General features: G+C 43.5%; 33 protein-coding genes. All 33 read right to left on the reverse strand.

Annotated elements, in window-relative coordinates:
- Nucleotides 1-3: 3 nt before the first annotated feature.
- On the reverse strand, nt 4-474 hold the full coding sequence (locus tag MKX71_RS14260; protein WP_032722284.1) for a hypothetical protein: 471 nt from the start codon (nt 472-474) through the stop codon (nt 4-6).
- Complete coding sequence (locus tag MKX71_RS14265; RefSeq protein ID WP_032722285.1) at nt 431-820, reverse strand: hypothetical protein; 390 nt, start codon at nt 818-820, stop codon at nt 431-433. The genes MKX71_RS14260 and MKX71_RS14265 overlap by 44 nt, the downstream gene beginning before the upstream one ends.
- A complete protein-coding gene (locus tag MKX71_RS14270) occupies nt 820-1,323 on the reverse strand; it encodes a hypothetical protein (RefSeq protein WP_085186912.1) in 504 nt (167 codons plus the stop codon). Before MKX71_RS14270 ends, MKX71_RS14265 begins: the two co-directional genes overlap by 1 nt.
- 4 nt (nt 1,324-1,327) lie before the next feature.
- A complete protein-coding gene (locus MKX71_RS14275; RefSeq protein WP_043856986.1) occupies nt 1,328-1,663 on the reverse strand; it encodes a phage head-tail connector protein in 336 nt (111 codons plus the stop codon).
- Nucleotides 1,664-1,677: 14 nt separating this feature from the next.
- Nucleotides 1,678-2,556: a phage minor head protein gene (locus MKX71_RS14280; protein WP_137200888.1), complete on the reverse strand. Its 879-nt coding sequence runs from the start codon at nt 2,554-2,556 to the stop codon at nt 1,678-1,680.
- Between the two features lie 11 nt (nt 2,557-2,567).
- On the reverse strand, nt 2,568-2,696 hold the full coding sequence (locus tag MKX71_RS14285) for a hypothetical protein (protein WP_306373091.1): 129 nt from the start codon (nt 2,694-2,696) through the stop codon (nt 2,568-2,570).
- A gap of 29 nt (nt 2,697-2,725) precedes the next feature.
- A complete protein-coding gene (locus MKX71_RS14290; protein WP_017696635.1) occupies nt 2,726-3,667 on the reverse strand; it encodes a phage major capsid protein in 942 nt (313 codons plus the stop codon).
- A gap of 11 nt (nt 3,668-3,678) precedes the next feature.
- The gene (locus MKX71_RS14295; protein ID WP_043856989.1) at nt 3,679-4,260 is read right to left on the reverse strand and encodes a DUF4355 domain-containing protein; all 582 of its coding nucleotides are present in this window, start codon (nt 4,258-4,260) and stop codon (nt 3,679-3,681) included.
- Nucleotides 4,261-4,357: 97 nt separating this feature from the next.
- Nucleotides 4,358-4,597 (reverse strand): hypothetical protein, encoded by a 240-nt coding sequence (locus MKX71_RS14300; RefSeq protein ID WP_159377043.1) that lies wholly within the window; start codon nt 4,595-4,597, stop codon nt 4,358-4,360.
- A 10-nt stretch (nt 4,598-4,607) separates the two neighbouring features.
- On the reverse strand, nt 4,608-5,993 hold the full coding sequence (locus MKX71_RS14305) for a phage portal protein (RefSeq protein ID WP_213397246.1): 1,386 nt from the start codon (nt 5,991-5,993) through the stop codon (nt 4,608-4,610).
- Between the two features lie 4 nt (nt 5,994-5,997).
- Nucleotides 5,998-7,206, reverse strand: coding sequence for a PBSX family phage terminase large subunit (locus MKX71_RS14310; protein ID WP_163136160.1), 1,209 nt, complete (start codon nt 7,204-7,206; stop codon nt 5,998-6,000).
- On the reverse strand, nt 7,196-7,954 hold the full coding sequence (gene terS / locus MKX71_RS14315) for a phage terminase small subunit (RefSeq protein WP_212036221.1): 759 nt from the start codon (nt 7,952-7,954) through the stop codon (nt 7,196-7,198). Before terS ends, MKX71_RS14310 begins: the two co-directional genes overlap by 11 nt.
- A 45-nt stretch (nt 7,955-7,999) precedes the next feature.
- On the reverse strand, nt 8,000-8,230 hold the full coding sequence (locus MKX71_RS14320) for a hypothetical protein (RefSeq protein WP_032722294.1): 231 nt from the start codon (nt 8,228-8,230) through the stop codon (nt 8,000-8,002).
- 252 nt (nt 8,231-8,482) lie between these two features.
- Nucleotides 8,483-8,746: a hypothetical protein gene (locus MKX71_RS14325; protein ID WP_144527329.1), complete on the reverse strand. Its 264-nt coding sequence runs from the start codon at nt 8,744-8,746 to the stop codon at nt 8,483-8,485.
- 139 nt (nt 8,747-8,885) lie between these two features.
- Nucleotides 8,886-9,098, reverse strand: coding sequence for a transcriptional regulator (locus MKX71_RS14330; RefSeq protein WP_015715379.1), 213 nt, complete (start codon nt 9,096-9,098; stop codon nt 8,886-8,888).
- A 238-nt stretch (nt 9,099-9,336) separates the two neighbouring features.
- Nucleotides 9,337-9,480, reverse strand: a complete 144-nt coding sequence (locus MKX71_RS14335; protein WP_015715377.1) for a hypothetical protein — start codon at nt 9,478-9,480, stop codon at nt 9,337-9,339.
- A 125-nt stretch (nt 9,481-9,605) separates the two neighbouring features.
- Entirely contained in the window at nt 9,606-10,121 is a 516-nt protein-coding gene (locus MKX71_RS14340; protein ID WP_159377047.1) for a sigma-70 family RNA polymerase sigma factor, read from the reverse strand.
- Between the two features lie 13 nt (nt 10,122-10,134).
- Complete coding sequence (locus MKX71_RS14345) at nt 10,135-10,263, reverse strand: hypothetical protein (RefSeq protein ID WP_015715375.1); 129 nt, start codon at nt 10,261-10,263, stop codon at nt 10,135-10,137.
- A gap of 92 nt (nt 10,264-10,355) precedes the next feature.
- Nucleotides 10,356-10,526, reverse strand: a complete 171-nt coding sequence (locus tag MKX71_RS14350; RefSeq protein WP_015715374.1) for a hypothetical protein — start codon at nt 10,524-10,526, stop codon at nt 10,356-10,358.
- A 197-nt stretch (nt 10,527-10,723) separates the two neighbouring features.
- On the reverse strand, nt 10,724-10,912 hold the full coding sequence (locus tag MKX71_RS14355; protein ID WP_169058009.1) for a hypothetical protein: 189 nt from the start codon (nt 10,910-10,912) through the stop codon (nt 10,724-10,726).
- The gene (locus MKX71_RS14360) at nt 10,909-11,295 is read right to left on the reverse strand and encodes a YopX family protein (RefSeq protein WP_282894190.1); all 387 of its coding nucleotides are present in this window, start codon (nt 11,293-11,295) and stop codon (nt 10,909-10,911) included. The genes MKX71_RS14355 and MKX71_RS14360 overlap by 4 nt, the downstream gene beginning before the upstream one ends.
- On the reverse strand, nt 11,295-11,870 hold the full coding sequence (locus MKX71_RS14365) for a dUTP diphosphatase (protein ID WP_339231247.1): 576 nt from the start codon (nt 11,868-11,870) through the stop codon (nt 11,295-11,297). The genes MKX71_RS14360 and MKX71_RS14365 overlap by 1 nt, the downstream gene beginning before the upstream one ends.
- A gap of 109 nt (nt 11,871-11,979) precedes the next feature.
- Entirely contained in the window at nt 11,980-12,804 is an 825-nt protein-coding gene (locus MKX71_RS14370) for a DNA adenine methylase (protein ID WP_339231248.1), read from the reverse strand.
- A gap of 3 nt (nt 12,805-12,807) precedes the next feature.
- Nucleotides 12,808-13,065 carry a hypothetical protein gene (locus MKX71_RS14375; RefSeq protein ID WP_199680930.1) on the reverse strand — a complete coding sequence of 86 codons (258 nt, stop codon included), beginning with the start codon at nt 13,063-13,065 and terminating at the stop codon, nt 12,808-12,810.
- Nucleotides 13,062-13,589 carry a hypothetical protein gene (locus MKX71_RS14380; protein WP_174229449.1) on the reverse strand — a complete coding sequence of 176 codons (528 nt, stop codon included), beginning with the start codon at nt 13,587-13,589 and terminating at the stop codon, nt 13,062-13,064. Before MKX71_RS14380 ends, MKX71_RS14375 begins: the two co-directional genes overlap by 4 nt.
- Nucleotides 13,586-13,870, reverse strand: a complete 285-nt coding sequence (locus tag MKX71_RS14385; protein ID WP_339231249.1) for a hypothetical protein — start codon at nt 13,868-13,870, stop codon at nt 13,586-13,588. The genes MKX71_RS14380 and MKX71_RS14385 overlap by 4 nt, the downstream gene beginning before the upstream one ends.
- Nucleotides 13,871-13,905: 35 nt before the next feature.
- Nucleotides 13,906-14,109: an XtrA/YqaO family protein gene (locus MKX71_RS14390; protein WP_069703708.1), complete on the reverse strand. Its 204-nt coding sequence runs from the start codon at nt 14,107-14,109 to the stop codon at nt 13,906-13,908.
- Nucleotides 14,110-14,190: 81 nt separating this feature from the next.
- Nucleotides 14,191-14,358 (reverse strand): hypothetical protein, encoded by a 168-nt coding sequence (locus tag MKX71_RS14395; protein ID WP_268475332.1) that lies wholly within the window; start codon nt 14,356-14,358, stop codon nt 14,191-14,193.
- A gap of 119 nt (nt 14,359-14,477) precedes the next feature.
- Nucleotides 14,478-14,936, reverse strand: coding sequence for a DUF1064 domain-containing protein (locus MKX71_RS14400; protein ID WP_017697392.1), 459 nt, complete (start codon nt 14,934-14,936; stop codon nt 14,478-14,480).
- On the reverse strand, nt 14,923-15,309 hold the full coding sequence (locus MKX71_RS14405; RefSeq protein WP_339231250.1) for a YopX family protein: 387 nt from the start codon (nt 15,307-15,309) through the stop codon (nt 14,923-14,925). The genes MKX71_RS14400 and MKX71_RS14405 overlap by 14 nt, the downstream gene beginning before the upstream one ends.
- Before the next feature lie 93 nt (nt 15,310-15,402).
- On the reverse strand, nt 15,403-15,546 hold the full coding sequence (locus MKX71_RS14410; protein WP_041339368.1) for a hypothetical protein: 144 nt from the start codon (nt 15,544-15,546) through the stop codon (nt 15,403-15,405).
- Nucleotides 15,543-16,481 carry an ATP-binding protein gene (locus MKX71_RS14415; protein ID WP_339231251.1) on the reverse strand — a complete coding sequence of 313 codons (939 nt, stop codon included), beginning with the start codon at nt 16,479-16,481 and terminating at the stop codon, nt 15,543-15,545. The genes MKX71_RS14410 and MKX71_RS14415 overlap by 4 nt, the downstream gene beginning before the upstream one ends.
- Nucleotides 16,366-17,058: a DnaD domain protein gene (locus tag MKX71_RS14420; protein WP_339231252.1), complete on the reverse strand. Its 693-nt coding sequence runs from the start codon at nt 17,056-17,058 to the stop codon at nt 16,366-16,368. Before MKX71_RS14420 ends, MKX71_RS14415 begins: the two co-directional genes overlap by 116 nt.
- Nucleotides 17,059-17,211 lie beyond the last annotated feature (153 nt).

A 17,211-nucleotide genomic window follows, 5' to 3' on the forward strand; every position in this document is an offset into this window, starting at 1 on the left:
GAATTACCCTCCTGTATTTTCAATTCGTACAGAGTCGAAAACCTCTGCATTTGCTTCTCCATGAGTGACACGCGTTCTAAAGCGCGTATCAAAGCCATGACGGCGTTCTGTGTCAATCGTGATAAATGTATCTCGATTACCGAAACCGTCGTTCCTGACCCATGCCAGCCCATTATCATGAAGCTTTTGACGTGCTTCAGCTGTTTTGAAGTACGCTGCTGTTTGTTGAGCAAGAGAAATGGCCTCAATATGGCTGTTTGAAACCCATGTAAAAGAGAAAACAAGCTCGATGTCTTCCGTTAACACTCCCTGTTCTTCAATGCCTCTATGTTGGGGCAAATACGGGGATGTCACGGTATACGTACAAAAAGGATAGACAGGTTGTTTCCCTGTACCATTTGCAACGATAACGACATGGCCTGTTTTCTCTCTAATCAGTCCCAGAACTGTTTGTATTATGTTGTTGTAGTCCATCTGAATTGATCACCGCCTTTAAGATATAGCTGTTGAAATCGGCATATGTCCCATAAGGCGTCATTGCTTCAATATCAAAGGTGGCACCACCAAAAAGCACCTGAGCTTTCAGAGGAATTTCATTCTTGATAAATAGCTGCCTGTCCATAGATGTAAGCCGGCCGCCAGATTGATAGATCAATTGAGACTGTAAAGGAACTATTGCCCCTCTTTCGTCTGATTTTGTCGGCTTCGGTGGCACCCATTCGCCAAGATCATCGTATGAACCCTCTTCAGATGGAATAAGCAATGTAAAATCAACGCTGTACCGCTTAATCAGATCAGAAAAAATGAAATGATTACCCATCAGCTTTCAACCTCATAATCCATAGAGCCAATCATTTCCCCGGTATCGACCAATGGATTTGAAGAGCCTTTCTCTTCGGTTGTAAATGGATGGTTTGCCGGGTTCCGCAAGTCTCGGGCATACACTTGAAGCCGCCCTTTCGCAAGCAGGCCGACTGTTTCCATAATGTCATTCATTGAGTCGCCATTTTCTAACGCTCTATTGACCAGATCTTCTACCTTTTGAACGATCTCTTCCTCGTTCTCGTCCCATCCAGCACGGATAAATGAACGCTCTGGAATGTTGATATATTGAGTTTCTTTCTTGAGGTACAGCCCTTTTGCAGCAAGGTAGTTCCTCATTCGATCAGTTACAGCAATACGGCAGCCGAATTCATGAACAGCCGCGATCATTTGCCGCTCACTGTCCAGGATTCCAACTTTCACCTTACCGACAGAACCGAGGTTTCTTATGACTTCTGGAATACGGTTTCTATCTCGTACCCGAATGTTTCTACGTGCCATTTGATCACCTCAGTGGTTTAAAACGAATTTTTTTGTATGGCCGAAAAAAATCAAGTGCTGGTTTATACCTTACGTCATCCGCCGTGTATGTCTTGCTCATTCCGCCAATTGATTCAGACTGAACACCTTTCGGGCTGTCCCGATCAATTTCAATCATGAGAGCAATTCCTTTCTTCACTGGGCCTGGTAGTGATTCAACCCCATCTGGACCGACAAAAGAGTTATTGCACTCCTCCTTAACGAAAGAAATCGCGTCTGCAAGGTCTATTTGTAGCTTTGCATCCTGGGATGTGTCATCAGCTGGAATCCCTAACCTGACTTTTAATTCTGCCAAGTCCATTTCTCTCATTCCTTTCAAAGAACCGGTTCATATGTCGCAAAGCATCGGCAATTAATATCATTTGATGGATCACCGCTTTGCCCCGGCGCTTCTGCTGTTACATGAACACCATTTTTATTAATGCCAAGATCAAACAACTGATTGACCATGCGTTCCTGCCCTTCTAAATGGACATGATCCGCATGTTTTGTCTCACGTACTCTTTCATCCCCAACGTTGTGCCAGGTCTTTTTCATGTTGATGCCCCGTGACTGAGCTTTTTTAGCAGCGTCAAGCGTTGCTTTTTCCCTTGTGCGATGCATTTCTGTATTGGCTATGCGCTTCGATCGGCTGTAACTCAGCCCGACATCTGTCTGCAGCTCCTTCGCTATCTGAGCAAAGCGTTTCCGCTCAATAAAACCGCGTTCGATTGTCTTGTTAATCTGCTGTATTGTCTTTTTGCGATCAGTTTCAATGGCTTTGTCCATTTGTTTACTTTTAATGGCCTGCCGAACGTCTTTAGGAGCCCATTCAGCAGGCAAATTCGGCTGATTTAGTGTTGCTTTTGGCTGCACAAGTTTTATCCCTAACGCAGCCAGAACGCCAAGGATCAGCCAGCTGTAAGATGATTCGTAGGTTTCTTCAAGAAATTCTATTATCATAGCTTTAACTTTCGCTGAAAGATCACTAATCAACGATGTGATTTCCCGTTTGATACGGTTTAGATCACCGTGTCGATTAGCGTCAGCAAGTGTCGGTTCTTCGATCTGATCAAGCTTGACGAATAACGCAGTCAGCTTTGACAGCACATCTTTTGAAGCACGCTGAAAAAGCCGCTTGAGTTTCCGTAAGAATTCCTTAGTTTTACGGTTCAACGGCTTCAAAAGCTCTTTTTCAGTTTGTTCTTTATCCACCGCTTACCCTCCTACTCTTCGGCTGTTTCTTTGGCGTTAGACTCTTGTGTGTCCTCGGCTTCTTTTTTACTTGTGCCCTTGTCCAGCTTATAGCCAAGCCCCTTATAAACTACCTCGAAAGCACGTTCAGTCACTTCCAAAGAGTCTCTTCCTTTTTTGATCCTAACCATTAGGCAGTGGCACCTCCATCAACAGCAGGGACTAAAGCTGCAAAGGCATCCTCTGCAAGAGTAGTGAATCCGACTTCCATAGTTGCTCGAAGTGCGAACATGTCACGCTCGAATAAGTTTAGAGGTTCGCCGGCTTCATCTACAGTTGTTGTCAACGTTGCATCCTGAGAAATGGTATATTCAATGTCCTGAAGAATACCATAACGCGCATAGTCCCAAGCCCCTGTAATAAGGTCAGCTTTTGTTTTATCCCATGATTTGCTGTCAACAAACCCAATAGGCAACCCAAGAGCTTGAGGTGTTGCATCTGCTGTCACTTGGTTAAATAGTGGCAGCCCGTTATTATCTTTTGCAGCGCGTAACTTTTGACGGAAACGTCTAATAGTTGTAAATGCATCAGGATCTTTGTCTGCATCTTCTACAAGCGCCATTACTGCAGCGAGATCGTCATAAACAGTTGCCCCTGAACCCGCGCCAGTACCAGATGTGATCTTTTGGCCAGACTTGTTGACTCTTTCCATGATTGATACACCTGTCTCAAAAGGCGATCCCACCCCAAACAGTGCGGCTTGGTCAAACTTGATTGCAAAAGCTTCTCTAATAGCTGATTGCATTTGAGTAAAGAAGTCAGCAACTGTGTAGCGTAAGAATTCTTTTGAAACTGGAATGATAACCGCAAGTTTCTTCGATGTCATTTTTGCTGTGAGCCATTTGGCGCTGCTTGTTTGAATGCGTTCACCTTCACCAACCCAGTAAGCGCCAGGTCCTTCTGCTAAGTACGTGAATGTCTTTACCGGTTTTGTCATCGGTTCATATTTAGCAAGCTGTGTGATTGCAGATGTCTGCATAAATTCTTTCAACACAATTTCTGCTTGTTCTTCTGGGATTTTCCCAGTTACTGCATCTTGTAGTAATACTGTTTTGGGATTAAATGTTGGCATAATAGCCCTCCTTATTTTCTGATATTTGCTTGGTTAGCGAGTGCCCCAATATCAACCGCCCCGCCAGCTGGTGTTGGATCACCTTTTTCGAAGTTAGTGCCGCTCTCTTTAAACTTGATATCTACGGCATTCTGAACTGCTGCATTGAATGTCTCTTCAAACTTACTGAGATTGGCAAGTGTTGTTTCCTCGTCTTCGCCAATAAAATAGTCAATAACTCCTTTAGGCAGCTTCTTTTCATCCGCTACATTTAAGGCTTTATTAACCAATGCTTCACGATTTCTTGCTTTTTCTGCATCTTCTATTTGTTTTTTGAGCTTCTCAATTTCTAATTCAGCCGGAGATTTATCCGGATTCCGTTCACGGATTTTCTCTTCAACGATGCTATCCAAATTGTTTGCCTTCCATGTTGCAAGACCTTTTGTGAAGTAGGAATCCAGTCGTGGCTGAATGAATCGTTTTCCCTCTTCAGTTTCAAGGAACCCTTCCACCTTATCTGCTGATACGGCCGAAAGTTCTCCCACAAATGCTTTTACTTGTTCATTGTCTTTATTTTCTTCGAGAAATTTTTTCACTTCTTCTAAAGTTGGCATTACGTTTCTTCCTCCTTCGCCCTCTACAGTGCGCGCCTGTTATGAGTGCATGAAAAATAAGCCTTTTTAAAGTCATGCTCAGGACAAATACAGATGATCACTTTGCAACCTCTTTGAAGTCATCATCATGTCGATTCTTATGCCAGTTTCTCGTTGTATTGTATTCATTTTTCGCTAATTCCCATTGCCATATATCTATTTCAGCAGGTGGGTATTCTGTATTTGACAACTCAGTTGCTTTCTCCATAGCTTTTTCAAATGTTGGATAGATTCCTACCTTATGGGGATAACAGTCATAATAATCATCACTTGTGTATTCAACTTCAAAGAACGTCAATTTTTACACCTCAACTGTCATCATTGTCCTTTTCATCATCAAGATCATAGGCATCTTGTTCAGCTTTCATTCTCTCAATCTCATATTGAACGTCATCAACGAAAGAAAGCATGGATAGCCGTGTTTCTTCGCTTACCTGACCTTTTAGTTCTGCAGCAATCTCGGCTTCTTCAAGGATATTTGACGGCAGATTCCGTTTAAATGAGAACCAGACCTTCAAATAATCATCAGGTTTCACGTTGCTTTTTTTCGCCCATGCAGAGCAAAGCAATTTGTACTGATACCGAAGGGCAGCAGTCATTTTCCTCTCCATTGTGATGCACTTATTCTCAAGGGCCATAAGCTTGTATTTCATTGCAACGCCTGTCACATTCCCGCCGAATGATTCATCAGAGAAATTGACCGACTTTGCAAAACGGAGAATGTTTTCTTCAAGCCTGTTCAGGTGGTTTTCGATCATGGTGTCGTTAATGTCTTTTGTCAGGAATTTCACGTCATCATCTTTCCCGAGCAATTCAAAAACACCGTTCTTTTTCAGTTGCTGGATATCTTCATCATCCATACCAGCGCCCTTTAAAATCAAATACGCCAGCCGTAGCTGTTCAATTTCGTTTGATGCATCTGAAAGAGTGCGATCGTATGCATCTATAAGTTGGATCACCTTTTCCGCATCGCCCATCTGTTCATCATTATTAGGCAATCCGAACAAAGGGCAATAATCAAACATGTGGGGCTTCTTATCAATCAATTTCCAGTTGCCTTCTCTTTTTTCAAAGAAATAAGCTTTCTTATCATCATAAAATGTTACTTTTTCACGCTGAACGCTGTCATTGTTAACCCAGTCAAAGACTGTATAATATCTCAGCGCAAAAGAAGGCTCTGTGATGTCATTCTCAGTGATGAAAACAGCTTCCCAAGGGTTAACATTCGCAACTCTTTCCGAGCCGTCAGGAGCAATATACGCAAGCCTAGCACCATAACCACTGATGGCCGCTTTCTTACCCCATTCGCTATCGGCATCAGCAATGTTATTCACGGTATTAAACCGATTGATTTGCTCTGCCAAGGCTGTGTTTTTGTTTTCCCCATCTTTCTCTGTCTCGTAAGAGATTGGATGACCAAACATATACCCAACCTTTGTATCCACTATCTCGGCATCAAAAGCATTATTGAGGCGATTGTTTACCAGGTGGTCAATACGCCGTACCGCTCCTGTTTCAAAATTCTCGAACTGAGCTGCCTCACGCTGTAAGATCGGAACACCAGCAACGCTTGTTTTATAACGTTCATACTGAGCTATGGCTTTTTCTTTAATCGGCTTATGCTCGGTTATGATCTGATCAATGATGGTGCCGTCAATCTCATTATTCCGAAGATAATTCAAGAACTTGTTCATGTTCTCACCCCTTTCCTTTGCGTCTCATAGGTTTGTTGTGTGTATAAATGGCGTAACGTATAGAGTCGAGCACATCGTCCCACTCTTTAACCGGCTCGCCTGTATTCGGATTCCAAACATACATAAAGATCTCTTTTTTAAAGCGACTAACTTTATCTTCAACAATAAAAAACAGATCCCGTTTGAACAGCCGTGCCACTTCTTCGATACCTGAAACAACTGCCTTATCAGCATCTAACGCACGTAGCTTCTCTCTGCGAAAACGTACAATGTGTTCAGGCCGAGCTGTATCACAATAGAAATTAATGTTTCCGTACCGCTCTTTGATGTCCTTCGCTACCTTCACCCAGTAGTCAATCTCTTCGTGCTGCTTGCAATGTTCTTCGAGCAAATAAAAACACCCTTGGTCATCTTGTCCAATTACGACAATAGAACCCGGGTGCTCATATCCCCAGTCAACGCCAGCAAAGTATTTAGTGAAGTTGACTTTTCTATTTCCCAATTCTTTAGAACTGATATAGTGTATGTCTTTTTTGAAATCCTTGTATATCACGCCTTCTGGCGCAACCCAATAGCCGTAAATGTCCCTGTCCGTAAACATGCCGCTTGGCGTTGAAGCAACAATACTTTCGACATACTCAGGATCAAGAAAGTTGTTATCGAACAACGAGAAGTGAAAAGAACGGATATTCAGCCGACCGTTTTTCAGCCGCTGCCCGTCTTTGTCGATATAGTCCGTTTTGACGGTGTGCATCGGGTTTTCAGGGTTTGTATCCATCATGACCATTGCACCCTTATAGGAGCAACGAGAAATGACTTCCTTCACGAATGAATCATGCAGGGCAGTCGCTTCGTTTAGGAATGCGCCAGCTGATGTGAAACCCCGTGCCTTTTTCCATGAGTCTGCATTTGCACCATCAAAGCAATAAACACGGTTTCCGAATATCTCAACGGCATTCGCTTTATCAAGGCGCAATTCTTTCCCCAGGATCAGCTCTAAATCATTTAGGATATTCCGCTTTATAGAAGCCTGAGTTGCCCCGCCAATGATAAAGGAAAGCCCCATGTTTTGATATTTGCTGATATGCCCGAGGAACGTCAAAAGGAGCACGAATGTTTTTCCTGCCCTTTTCGCCCCGCTGCATATTAAGATTTTCGGCTGTTCTTCAATAAAGCTATTCCATACCTCTTGTTGCTTAGAGTTAAGTTCCATGAGGTTTCACCATCTTCCGAAGCATGGCAGCAACTTCATTTTCTTGAGAGTTTCCGTTATCTCCATCAATATCTTTCTTGGCCTTCTCGATATTCAAGCGCATTTGCTCCAATTTAAGGCGCCGCTCGTCTGCTTCGTGAGCCAGCTGGTCAAACTGCTTGATCAAACCCCTTAGCTCTCCCATTGCCCGAGATTGAGCATTTAGGAAGGTTGCATGACGATCCCAAGCAAATTGTATTTCAAGCTCTTCTTCAGCAATAGACTTTTCAAAATACTCGTTGCCATCTTCGTCCTCTTGAGGTTGATAAACGTATTTCGCCTTTTTCAGCTCTTTCGCAAGATCATCTTTATCCTGCACGAACATAATGCGCTGCGCCCGGATAATGGCTGCATATTGAATCTGAATTTGATCCCATATCATGTCAGCAGGCGAACGCTCCTGAATCTCTTCCATGATCTCAAGCGTTTCTTCTGGCAGGAATTTAGAGAAAAAGCCGTGAGTCACAGCGTTTTGATTGCCTGCCGGAGCCGCGCCGCCTTTGTTTCCTATTGCATTTTTGTTGCCGGGCTGTCCGCCTTTTTTTGTGTGCACACTTTTTGAAATGGATGCACCCTTTTTTCTTTCCCAACCGTGCCGCTGTTTCCACGATTTGATGGTGTTCACCGACACCCCATACTTTTCGGCAAGGTCTTTGTATTTCATGCCTTTGACGTAATCCTTATACGCCTGAATGTGCTTTTCGGGCATCTACATTCACCGCCGCCCCCTTCTGATTCGTGTTTGTTTTGGAGATTATTTTCTCGGGATGAACTCGTCATCGTGTGCAAGCTGATGAATAGTGTCTTTCCCTATTTCCGCAAGTCCCACAGCCTGCACATATGTTTCCGTGTCATGTATTGTCATTGTGGTGCCATCCTTCATGTTGAAAGTAGCGACATAGCCATCTATCTCATGAAAGTTCTGCTCCATCCAATTAATCAGTCCGTTAGTAGGACCAGGAAAGACTCTCTTCACATTACTCATATAGCTCCCGCCTTCATCAATCCTTTTTGGTATTGAAGGTTATCCCGTGAATACAGACTGCAATCCAAAAAATAAATCCCATTGTCATAAACGGGTGTGCATAAATTGTCTCCATGCTATTCCTCCTTCATATTCTCTCTAAACCAAGCCCATACTCAGAGGCTGTCAGCCGCCAATAGTCTGATCTGAGAATCACTGGACCCGGTTTACAGAGAACATAAAAAAGCACCCCGAAGGATGCTTTCTGAGATTTTATAATTGTCTTGAGGTTCTTTCTGCAAAAATAAGCAAATTTTCTTTTGGTGACAACAACTTTTCAACAATCTTATAATAACTTACAGAACCGAAACTATTGTATTGGTTCACGTTATATCTAACGAAACTGTTTGTTAATAGCATTTCTTCTTTCTTAAATTCTTCCGTAATTTCAATACAGCTGTTTTCTTCAATCAAAAAAATAGCATTCGAATGTTGATCAATAAACTTCCAATCAACGGATTGAATTAAATTTTCCAAATTATTCACCTCCCCCACCATATTATCGGTTAAGGAGTGTGACAAAGGAACTATTTGCGAAATTTGTCGAACGAAAGCGCCCTTCATAAATAGGTGGCAGTCGTAAGACAAAAAAAGCACCCTTTAGCTGCGGGTGCAATCAACGTTTCTTTTTATAGCCTTCAATGTCTTTTCTCAAGAATAGGCGATCTCTATTTGTTGTTTTAATCGGAATCAATGTTTTGTAATCCACCAGCTGCTTGAGGTTCTGCCGGCTGCATCCGATAATCTCAATGGCTTCAGATGTCGTTATGACTTCTTTGTCCATAAATTCTCTCAGCTCGTCAATACTTTCAAAAACAAACCTAGTCATTCCGCGTGTTCCTCCATCTAAGGATAATATTAATAATAGTGATTACCAACCAGGCAAGAGCCAAAACCATTGTAATGATATCCAAAGTACCAAGATGATCATAGTCAAAGTTTGCAAACACTGTCACGAACAGAACAAAGAATATTACAGTTGACCCGTCTACTAATTTTTTCATTTGTTTGAGCATGGAACTCAAAGTGTTATAATAAGGTGAGGGGAAGTGAATCCCCTCGGTGACTTATTTGCGACGTTTCTTCTTGGCGGGAGAACGTCGTTTTTTGTTATCCTTCATTTCCTTGATGTTCTTGACCATCGTTGTAATTCCGGTGAGGATTGCAACCAGCCAAGCCAAGTCCCGAAGGATAATTTCAACCATTTCCATGCTCTTTTAACACCTCCTTTCGATACTTTAATTATATCAGTTATATTTACCACCGTCAATATAAATACAGAGAAAATTTAGGTTTTTTACCAAAAAATATTGTTTTTAGACAAAAAGCAACCTATTCATGCTAAACAGAATAGGCTGTGTTCTGCTCTATTTTTCATTTTCAAACGAGAACGCTCAATGTTTTTCTGCACTGTTCCTTTTTTAATGTCCAGCAGCTGGGCGATCTCTTCGAAAGACATGTTTTGCACAGTGTGCATGATGAAAATGTCCTTCTCTCTTTCAGTAAGGACAGAAAGGGCATCAGCAATTCTTTCTTTGTCCCAGTCGCTTACCTCTCCTTCTGGCTCCTGATTGATCGCATATTCTTCTGGCATCGCATCAATGATACGAGGATCAGCAAGAATCGTTCTTTGGTAAACGTCCCTCCTGTCAGCTCCCCGGCGTGCTCCTGGTTGTCTCCCGTTCTGCAGCCATTCAAGAGTGAATTCAATATCGCTGATCATACTGCCAATGATTTTCTTGTCATTCTTTTGTTCTGCTGTCATTTCCATTTCTGGTGTTTCCGAGAAAGCCCGGTACATCTTTCTCGCTTCTTTTAACGCTCTTTTGTATTCAATGATTAAATCCTGCATGTTTATCCTCCTCTTATTTACGCTTAAAAGCGCCGCCTTTGCCTCTTCTGAGTGTTTGCCTGTCTTGCCCCATCATTTGCCGCCAAAACCGTTCAGAACGCTCCTGCGCGTTTTTATTGGGCTTTTTCTTTTCCTGTTTCATGTCATCCCTCCGCTCAAATAAAAAACGGACACCAAACAAACAGCGCTTAAGCTGTAAGTTCAGTGTCCGCAGGCTTTCCATCTTGGACTTATTTAGTTTTGTTCTGATGCCCATTTCAATCTGTTGTAATCTTCCGAGCTTATAGAAACACCTTCCGTTCCACAGTGTGCACAATGAACACCATTTGGATATTTAAGCTCTTCGATATATGTCCATTCTTCACAATCCTCGCAATAGTAGCTATGCAATTCATCTTTTGTCATTCCGCGCCCTCCTTCTCTTCCGGCGGCCACCATCCACGAACTAAGTACCCACTGATCGCCGCAGTAACTGACACACAGTTTAATCTCAAACTCGGATTGTCGAAATAATACGCCAGAATTATACCTATAGAATCAGAGATTAACAGAAACAAGATAACAGCCAATATTCTTAATGTGAATTTCACTCCGCGCCCTCCTTACTCATATCCTTCGGAATAATTATCCCAACCACAACGGCATTTCAATGCACACCATGTGGACATTCCATCTTTAGACCGTTTCAAAAGCTTTCCTGTTTTGTGTGACCTTTCATACTCGATTGCCATTTCTCCATACTCGATAAGCTGATCATTCCCGCATTCCGGGCATTCTGTGTATTCACTCACTCCGCGCCCTCCAATAACTCAGGATTTTGATAAACATCTCCGCCGATGTTGCATTCTTCCCAATCTATACAATCGTCAATGTGATAATTAAAATCTCCGGGAATTTTAAGACCAAATTTACCCCCTGCACGTGCCACGATCATCGGTTCATCGTCTATCATGTCGATGTCGTATTCATAAATAGCTTTATTGTTCTTATCCAATAACCCTATATGCCACATGAGAACGGATTCCCCGTCTCCGCTTTCTGCGATACTAACCCTGCATCCCCTTCCTTCTTCACGCCATAAAATCCATTCATCCATTTTTATTTCAAGGCTCAGCCCTTCATCATTCCAATAATGCATCTGCTCGCCGTCCCAAACTCTGTATGCTGTGTTCATCAATACCCCTCCTGCTGCCGCTGATGATTGACGGCGTTTTTGTCCATGTATGCAGCTTCGATCTGCTCAAAATTCAGACCGAATCCAGCGACGCCAAAGGCCAAGAACAAACACCACGCTAAACGAAAGTTTTCCTTCTTCGTTTCTTCACTCTTATACATTTGAGAGTTCATAAGATACCACTGCATTTCTAAGAACGCCCCAGAAAGTCCCCCCTCAAAACCATCCTTCATGAAATCAGAAAATGCTTCCTCTGGTAACTGAAGTAACTCGACCTGCCAGCCTCGTGTTATTGCTATTGATAAGAAGAAGTGAAGGCAGTCCACGTATTCTTCAAGTAAAGGATTCTTGTAATATTCTTTTGCGGTTTCTCCTTTTTTATTTATCACACAGGTGCGCGGCTCCCGGTCATTACTCCAATGCTTGAACCAACGCCCCTCATTAGCAAATTCGCCTAATTCCGTTGTAAGAGCGACATAAGTATTTGGCAGTAAGTCCTGACCTTCCAGCCCCTTCTCTTTGATGATCCGTTCATCAAGCGCCTTTTGCATTTCGAACATTTTTTGTAGATTCATGCTATTTCCTCCTCAACGCCCATGCTGCAGCCGCATTTCGGGCAGCGTGCATCTGGGCGGATTTTTATATCTAATTCGTTGTGACCACATTCAGGGCAGCTGTATTCGATCATGGCCGCGCCTCACAATCAAACAGACTGAGTTGAGTGATTTTATAATTGAAGAGCAACATTTCTTCGGTCCCTCGGTCTTTTCCGGATCCACCAACAACCTGCTTGTACGCTGAAAAGGTTTCTGTCGCCCAATTCGGGTAGATCTCGAGTATTAAAGGATCATCATAGTAAGAGAGGATCACTTTACCTTTGACCTGGTTTAACAGCCGGGCCAGTTCCCGGTGATCATCTTCCGTGAAGCCGCCAGCGTAAAACTTCTCACGGCCAACATATGGAGGATCAACATAAAACAAAGTATCAGGGCTATCGTATTTCTCAATGATGTTTCGAAAATCCTTACATTCGATCATGACGCCCTTCATGCGGTTAGCGAAGGACTGGAAGGCAGTACAGGCGCTTATGTACCCGCCCGCTGGGTTCTGGCCGCTTTGCGTGCTGTGCCTCCATCCAGTTTGTGGAACTTCTTCTGCGTTTCCCTTACTAATGCCGGAACGATTCATGTAAAACCACCTGACAGCACGATCAAAGTCATTTGACGGGTAGTCCTCAGTTTTCCATTTCTCATAGAGCGCCCGACTGTATGGAATAGATTCGCATGCCTTTTGCATCGCTTTTGGATCCTTCCTGACTTGCATTAGAAAATTCACTACATGTCCGTCAATATCGTTATATACCTCATGTCCCATTTTCGGTTTATTCGCAATTACATGAGCTGCCCCGCCGAAAGGCTCAACGTACACCTTATGGGCAGGCATTTTATTTATGATGTGTTCGGCATATTTGGCTTTTCCACCGAACCAGATTAAAGGTGATCTCGCCATGCCTTACCCCCCTATCCCCGGCAGAACCGCAATTGCAAAGAATAAAACCACAACCATCGCCCCAATGAGCCAGCCATTTGTCTTATCACGCTTCACAATGATTGTTTCATCACCGATCATTTTCAGATCGTCTGACTTTGCCACAAGCACCGGTATGTAATCTGGATGCACTTTCAAATATTCCGCCGCCTGCTCAACTGTCATCGCTTCGTCCTTCGTGGCTTTGACTGCTCGCTGCAACTCGACTTGTAAAGGAATCATTCTGCAGCACCTTCTTTCCCAAGCGAATCCCAATCAAACGTTTCAAGAATTTTAAGCAACCGTTCAACTTTTGGTGCCCTCCAAGCTGTCATAGCGTACGTATGAACCTTTTTCGTATAGTGGTAATGATTTTGTTTTATGTGCTGTTTTGCCTCCGCTTTAGTTAGAAACATTGTATTTTGATAGATGTGATGAACCTCTGTTTCTGGTATCAGATCAGCGCCACTGTCAACATAATCATGTATCCAATCTAATGCGGAAACTTCACAATCTATATCTTCCATCGCTTCTAACGCTTCTGAAGACAATTCATCATTCTCCTTGATGTCTTTTAGATAACTTTCCAGTTCATAAGATTCGCCATCTTCAGGGATGTAAACAGAAAAGCGTTCCGCATTATCCTCTGAAGTCCGAATCCATTTATAATCCCCTACAGACCAAAATCGGGGTGCAGCTTGAGAGTCATGATCCTGTGTTTTCAATTCATTTTGAAGCTCTTTCAAAAATTGAATATCTTTGTTCATTTCACATCACCCTCCAATTCATTTTGAGCAACTTGTATCGCAAAATTGAGATTGGTAATGATCTTCTCTAATGCCTGTTTGTATCGTTTCCTATCCCCGCTTAGATGCTGAATGTCCTTTTGAGCCTGCCGGAACTGATGAACCGTTACTTCCTGCTGGCGATGGTTTTCCTCGATGATTTCCCGTTGCTTAACAGCCAGTTCAGCTTGCTCAATAAGCCAAGCAATTTCCTTCTGAGGAATGTATGTCAGTTTTTTAAGACGTTCGATTCTCTCTTTCATATCCGTTCCTCCCCCGCAGGGGAAAGCCCCTGCTATTAGAATTTGTGGCCGATCCTATAATCTAAACGAGACAGACCGCCCTTAATTGTTTGAATGATTGTTTCTCCGTGTTCTGGGGCTTCAAGGACATGTGCAGTGCCCTCTTTCCCATCTAAAATAAGAATTTGTATTTTGCCCGGCTCGATTGCCTGTTGGATTGTTGTATCTTTGCTTAAATTAATTTCTCTTGGGTTGTACATTCTTAGCGCCCCCTGTGCTATGATAGAAGTACCAGTTCATATCAAAGCTCCGGGGCTAACGCTTCGGTGCTTTTTTTGTGTTTAATAGTGGTCCGGTTTCCATCCGGCCATCGTGAATGCTGGCGATGGTTTCAAATCCTCCCGGTAAACGATCGGATGCTTTTTCACGTATTCCGCCAGCTGTTCCGGCGTCATCTTCCATTCTTCAACCGGTCCTGGCTTGTAAGGATTGATGCTTTGCTGATCCATGGTATCTACCTCCTGAATTGATTTTGGGAATTTCCGTGCCGCCGAGCTTCTTGCAATCAGAACCCATTCGGCTGGCGCATGCCTTAAACTGAGAGCAACGTGTCATACAGGCCATGAGCTTATCTTCTTCCTGCACCCACAACGGCCGATCGTCTGCGATTACCACGTTTAACAGTGGACTTTCCCGCCTTTCTTTTGAGTTTTTTCAGCTCGTCCAGCTCGATGAAGCCGAGTGACTTATCCAGAGCCAGCACCTTGAGTGGCGTATCGTAAAGCCGCTCATACAACTTGCGTTTGATGGCGAATTCCTTTGTTTCCACGCCCTTGATGTCAATGATCTCGATGCTGCCGTCCAAGTTATGAACCTCAAAGTCTGCAATATATTCAATCTTCCGAAAAGTTTTGCCGTTCTTTTTGAATGCCTCTTGCAGCAGGAACCGTGGCTGTAGCTTAAAATCTTTGATCTGCTTGCTCACCTTGAGCCATTTCAGCTGCTCATAGTATTTGGCTTCGGCCCGGCTATCGAACGTGATGCCGTCCACCTGTGTTTTCCTGGCGCCGTACTTATTTGCTGGCATGTGATGCCTCCAAAAGCTCAGGATCTTCGTAAATGTTGCCGATAACTTCTGACGCCCCGTTGTAAAAATTCAACCCTCTTTCTGAATGATGACCAACAATATAACCTGAGCGTTTTGTTTCATTTCTTATGATCCTGTAACCAAACCCTTGACCCCTCCATAATACTTCCATGTGATAATCTTTGTTTTCTTTATTGCTAATTTGCAAAATATCCCCTTCATAAATCTCCCGCCCGTTTCTGTCCTTCAATCCGGTGTATTGCATATAAATGCCATTCTTTTGCGCAAAAATTTCATTTATATCACCGTTGAATTGCGGTGTTAACATACCAATATTTTCTCCATACCAAGCGCGAAACTTGATTTCCCTCATTCTCCTTACCTCCCGTCATTTTCTTCCCATTGCTGAATCTGCTTTTCTTTTGCTGGCGCCGTTAGTATAATGGCCGGCAGCAGGATCACCGCTTTAAGCACTGCGCATCAGCTCCATTTGTCTGATCTTTTCCTCAAGCACCCTAATAGCTGGTGTGAGATCCTTGCCGCCCTTCTGTTCAGCAGGTCCGAACAAATACATTCCTTTGGATCCGATAACGTTCGTTTTCTTGTTCAATCCCAATCACCCAATCTATGATTTAATTCCATCCGGTTGCCCTGAATGATCACCGTGTAATACTTGCACATCTGGTAAATCCGTGACCCCAGCGCCTCGTCAATGTCCAGCAACTCGTCCGTTGTGAGCTCAGAAGAAACCAGCAGAGGCTTATGGTTCAGGTAGCGATAATTCACAACTGACTGGATCTGTTCGACTTGCCATTCAGTTGCCCTTGGCTTCCCATCAACTGGCTTGAATAAGTCATCAATGAACAGCACATCTGCTTTTCTCATGGCATTCAGCTTTGTTTCCAGCTGGTCAAAGTCATTTTTCAGGTCACTCATGCCCTCAACGTAAGGGAAGTACAGGCAGTGAGTTGATTTCTTCTTAATGAGATTGTTCATGATGGCCGTTAACAGATGGGTTTTACCGCTGCCCGGCTGTCCCAGCAGAGCAATACTATTGGCACGCTCTCCCTTGATCTTTTCAAAGTCTTTGAAGTATTCGACCGCACATTCATAGGCATCTTTAATCATTTGGGGTTTGCCATCTAATTTGAAGTTGCCAAACAACAGCTTTTCGAACTTTTCTGTAATGCCGCTGGCTGCCATGAGCTTCGCTATTTTCTTTTGTTTCACACACTCACATTGTTTGGAATACGTCGTTTTCCATTCCCGGGCCTTATCCGGCGCACAAACCCTCCCTGAAAGAAATTCGTCTTCCGGCACCATGCTCTCAGGCACTAATAGATCAAGCTGTTTGTCTAAATTCCATTTTGTATCCTTGTGAACCCGATAAATCACAACGCCGCGATCCTTGCACTCGGAGCACTCATATTCAACCTTTTCTTCTGATGCGGCCTGTTCTGTTTCCCAAGAACGCGATCTTGCTTGAAGACCCTTCATCATTGCTTGGAACGCTGTGTCTATACTGACTGCTTTGTTTATTGCCATACTGTTGTTTCTCCTTTCTCTTTTGGCTTAATGGGTTGGACAGGATCGCCTCAATGTAGTTCAAGCCAACGTTGCTGCCTTTATTTCTGAAAGCCTTTTTCATTGCCTCGATGACCTTCTCTTCGCCGTAATCGTCCACCATGTAGCCGATTCTTTGCGCTTCGATGGTACCAATAGAACGAGCGACCTTATTTTCAAATAGCTCAAAAGCATTTTTCATTTTGGGATCAACCTCCTGCGTTTCTTGTGGTGCCGGTTCAGGAACAGGCTTTTCAGATGGTTCCTGCTCCGTTACAGGCGTTTCAAATGAGATCAGCCTGTATTGCCCTGCCTTCCTCCCCTGCGGCTTATATTCGATTCTTTTAAGATCAATCAGCATCTTTCGGTGTTTGATCAACGTGTTTTCGGAAATCTCAATCTTTGCTTGCAAAGTGGTATTTGAAGTGGTAAACCACTCCCGCCACCCTGCCTTGTTGTTGATGTGCAAAAGATGAAACCATAATGCTTGAGTTGTAGCAGACAACGGATTCGTTTCTAGCCAATTCATGAAGCTGTTCATTTCTTTCAGGTAGTTCATGGCTCACCTACTTCCTTTCACACAGTGCTGTCATTCCGCTGATGCGGACTAAACGTAAGCCAGGTTCATTTGTTCTGAGATAGCCTTCGACATAAGCACGGAACAGCTGCGCGCGATTTGGCGCCCCTTCCGCTAGCCACTTGTAACAGAAGG

It is taken from the genome of Bacillus sp. FSL M8-0071, assembly GCF_037975455.1.
In the GTDB taxonomy this organism is placed as follows: Bacteria; Bacillota; Bacilli; order Bacillales; family Bacillaceae; genus Bacillus; species Bacillus subtilis.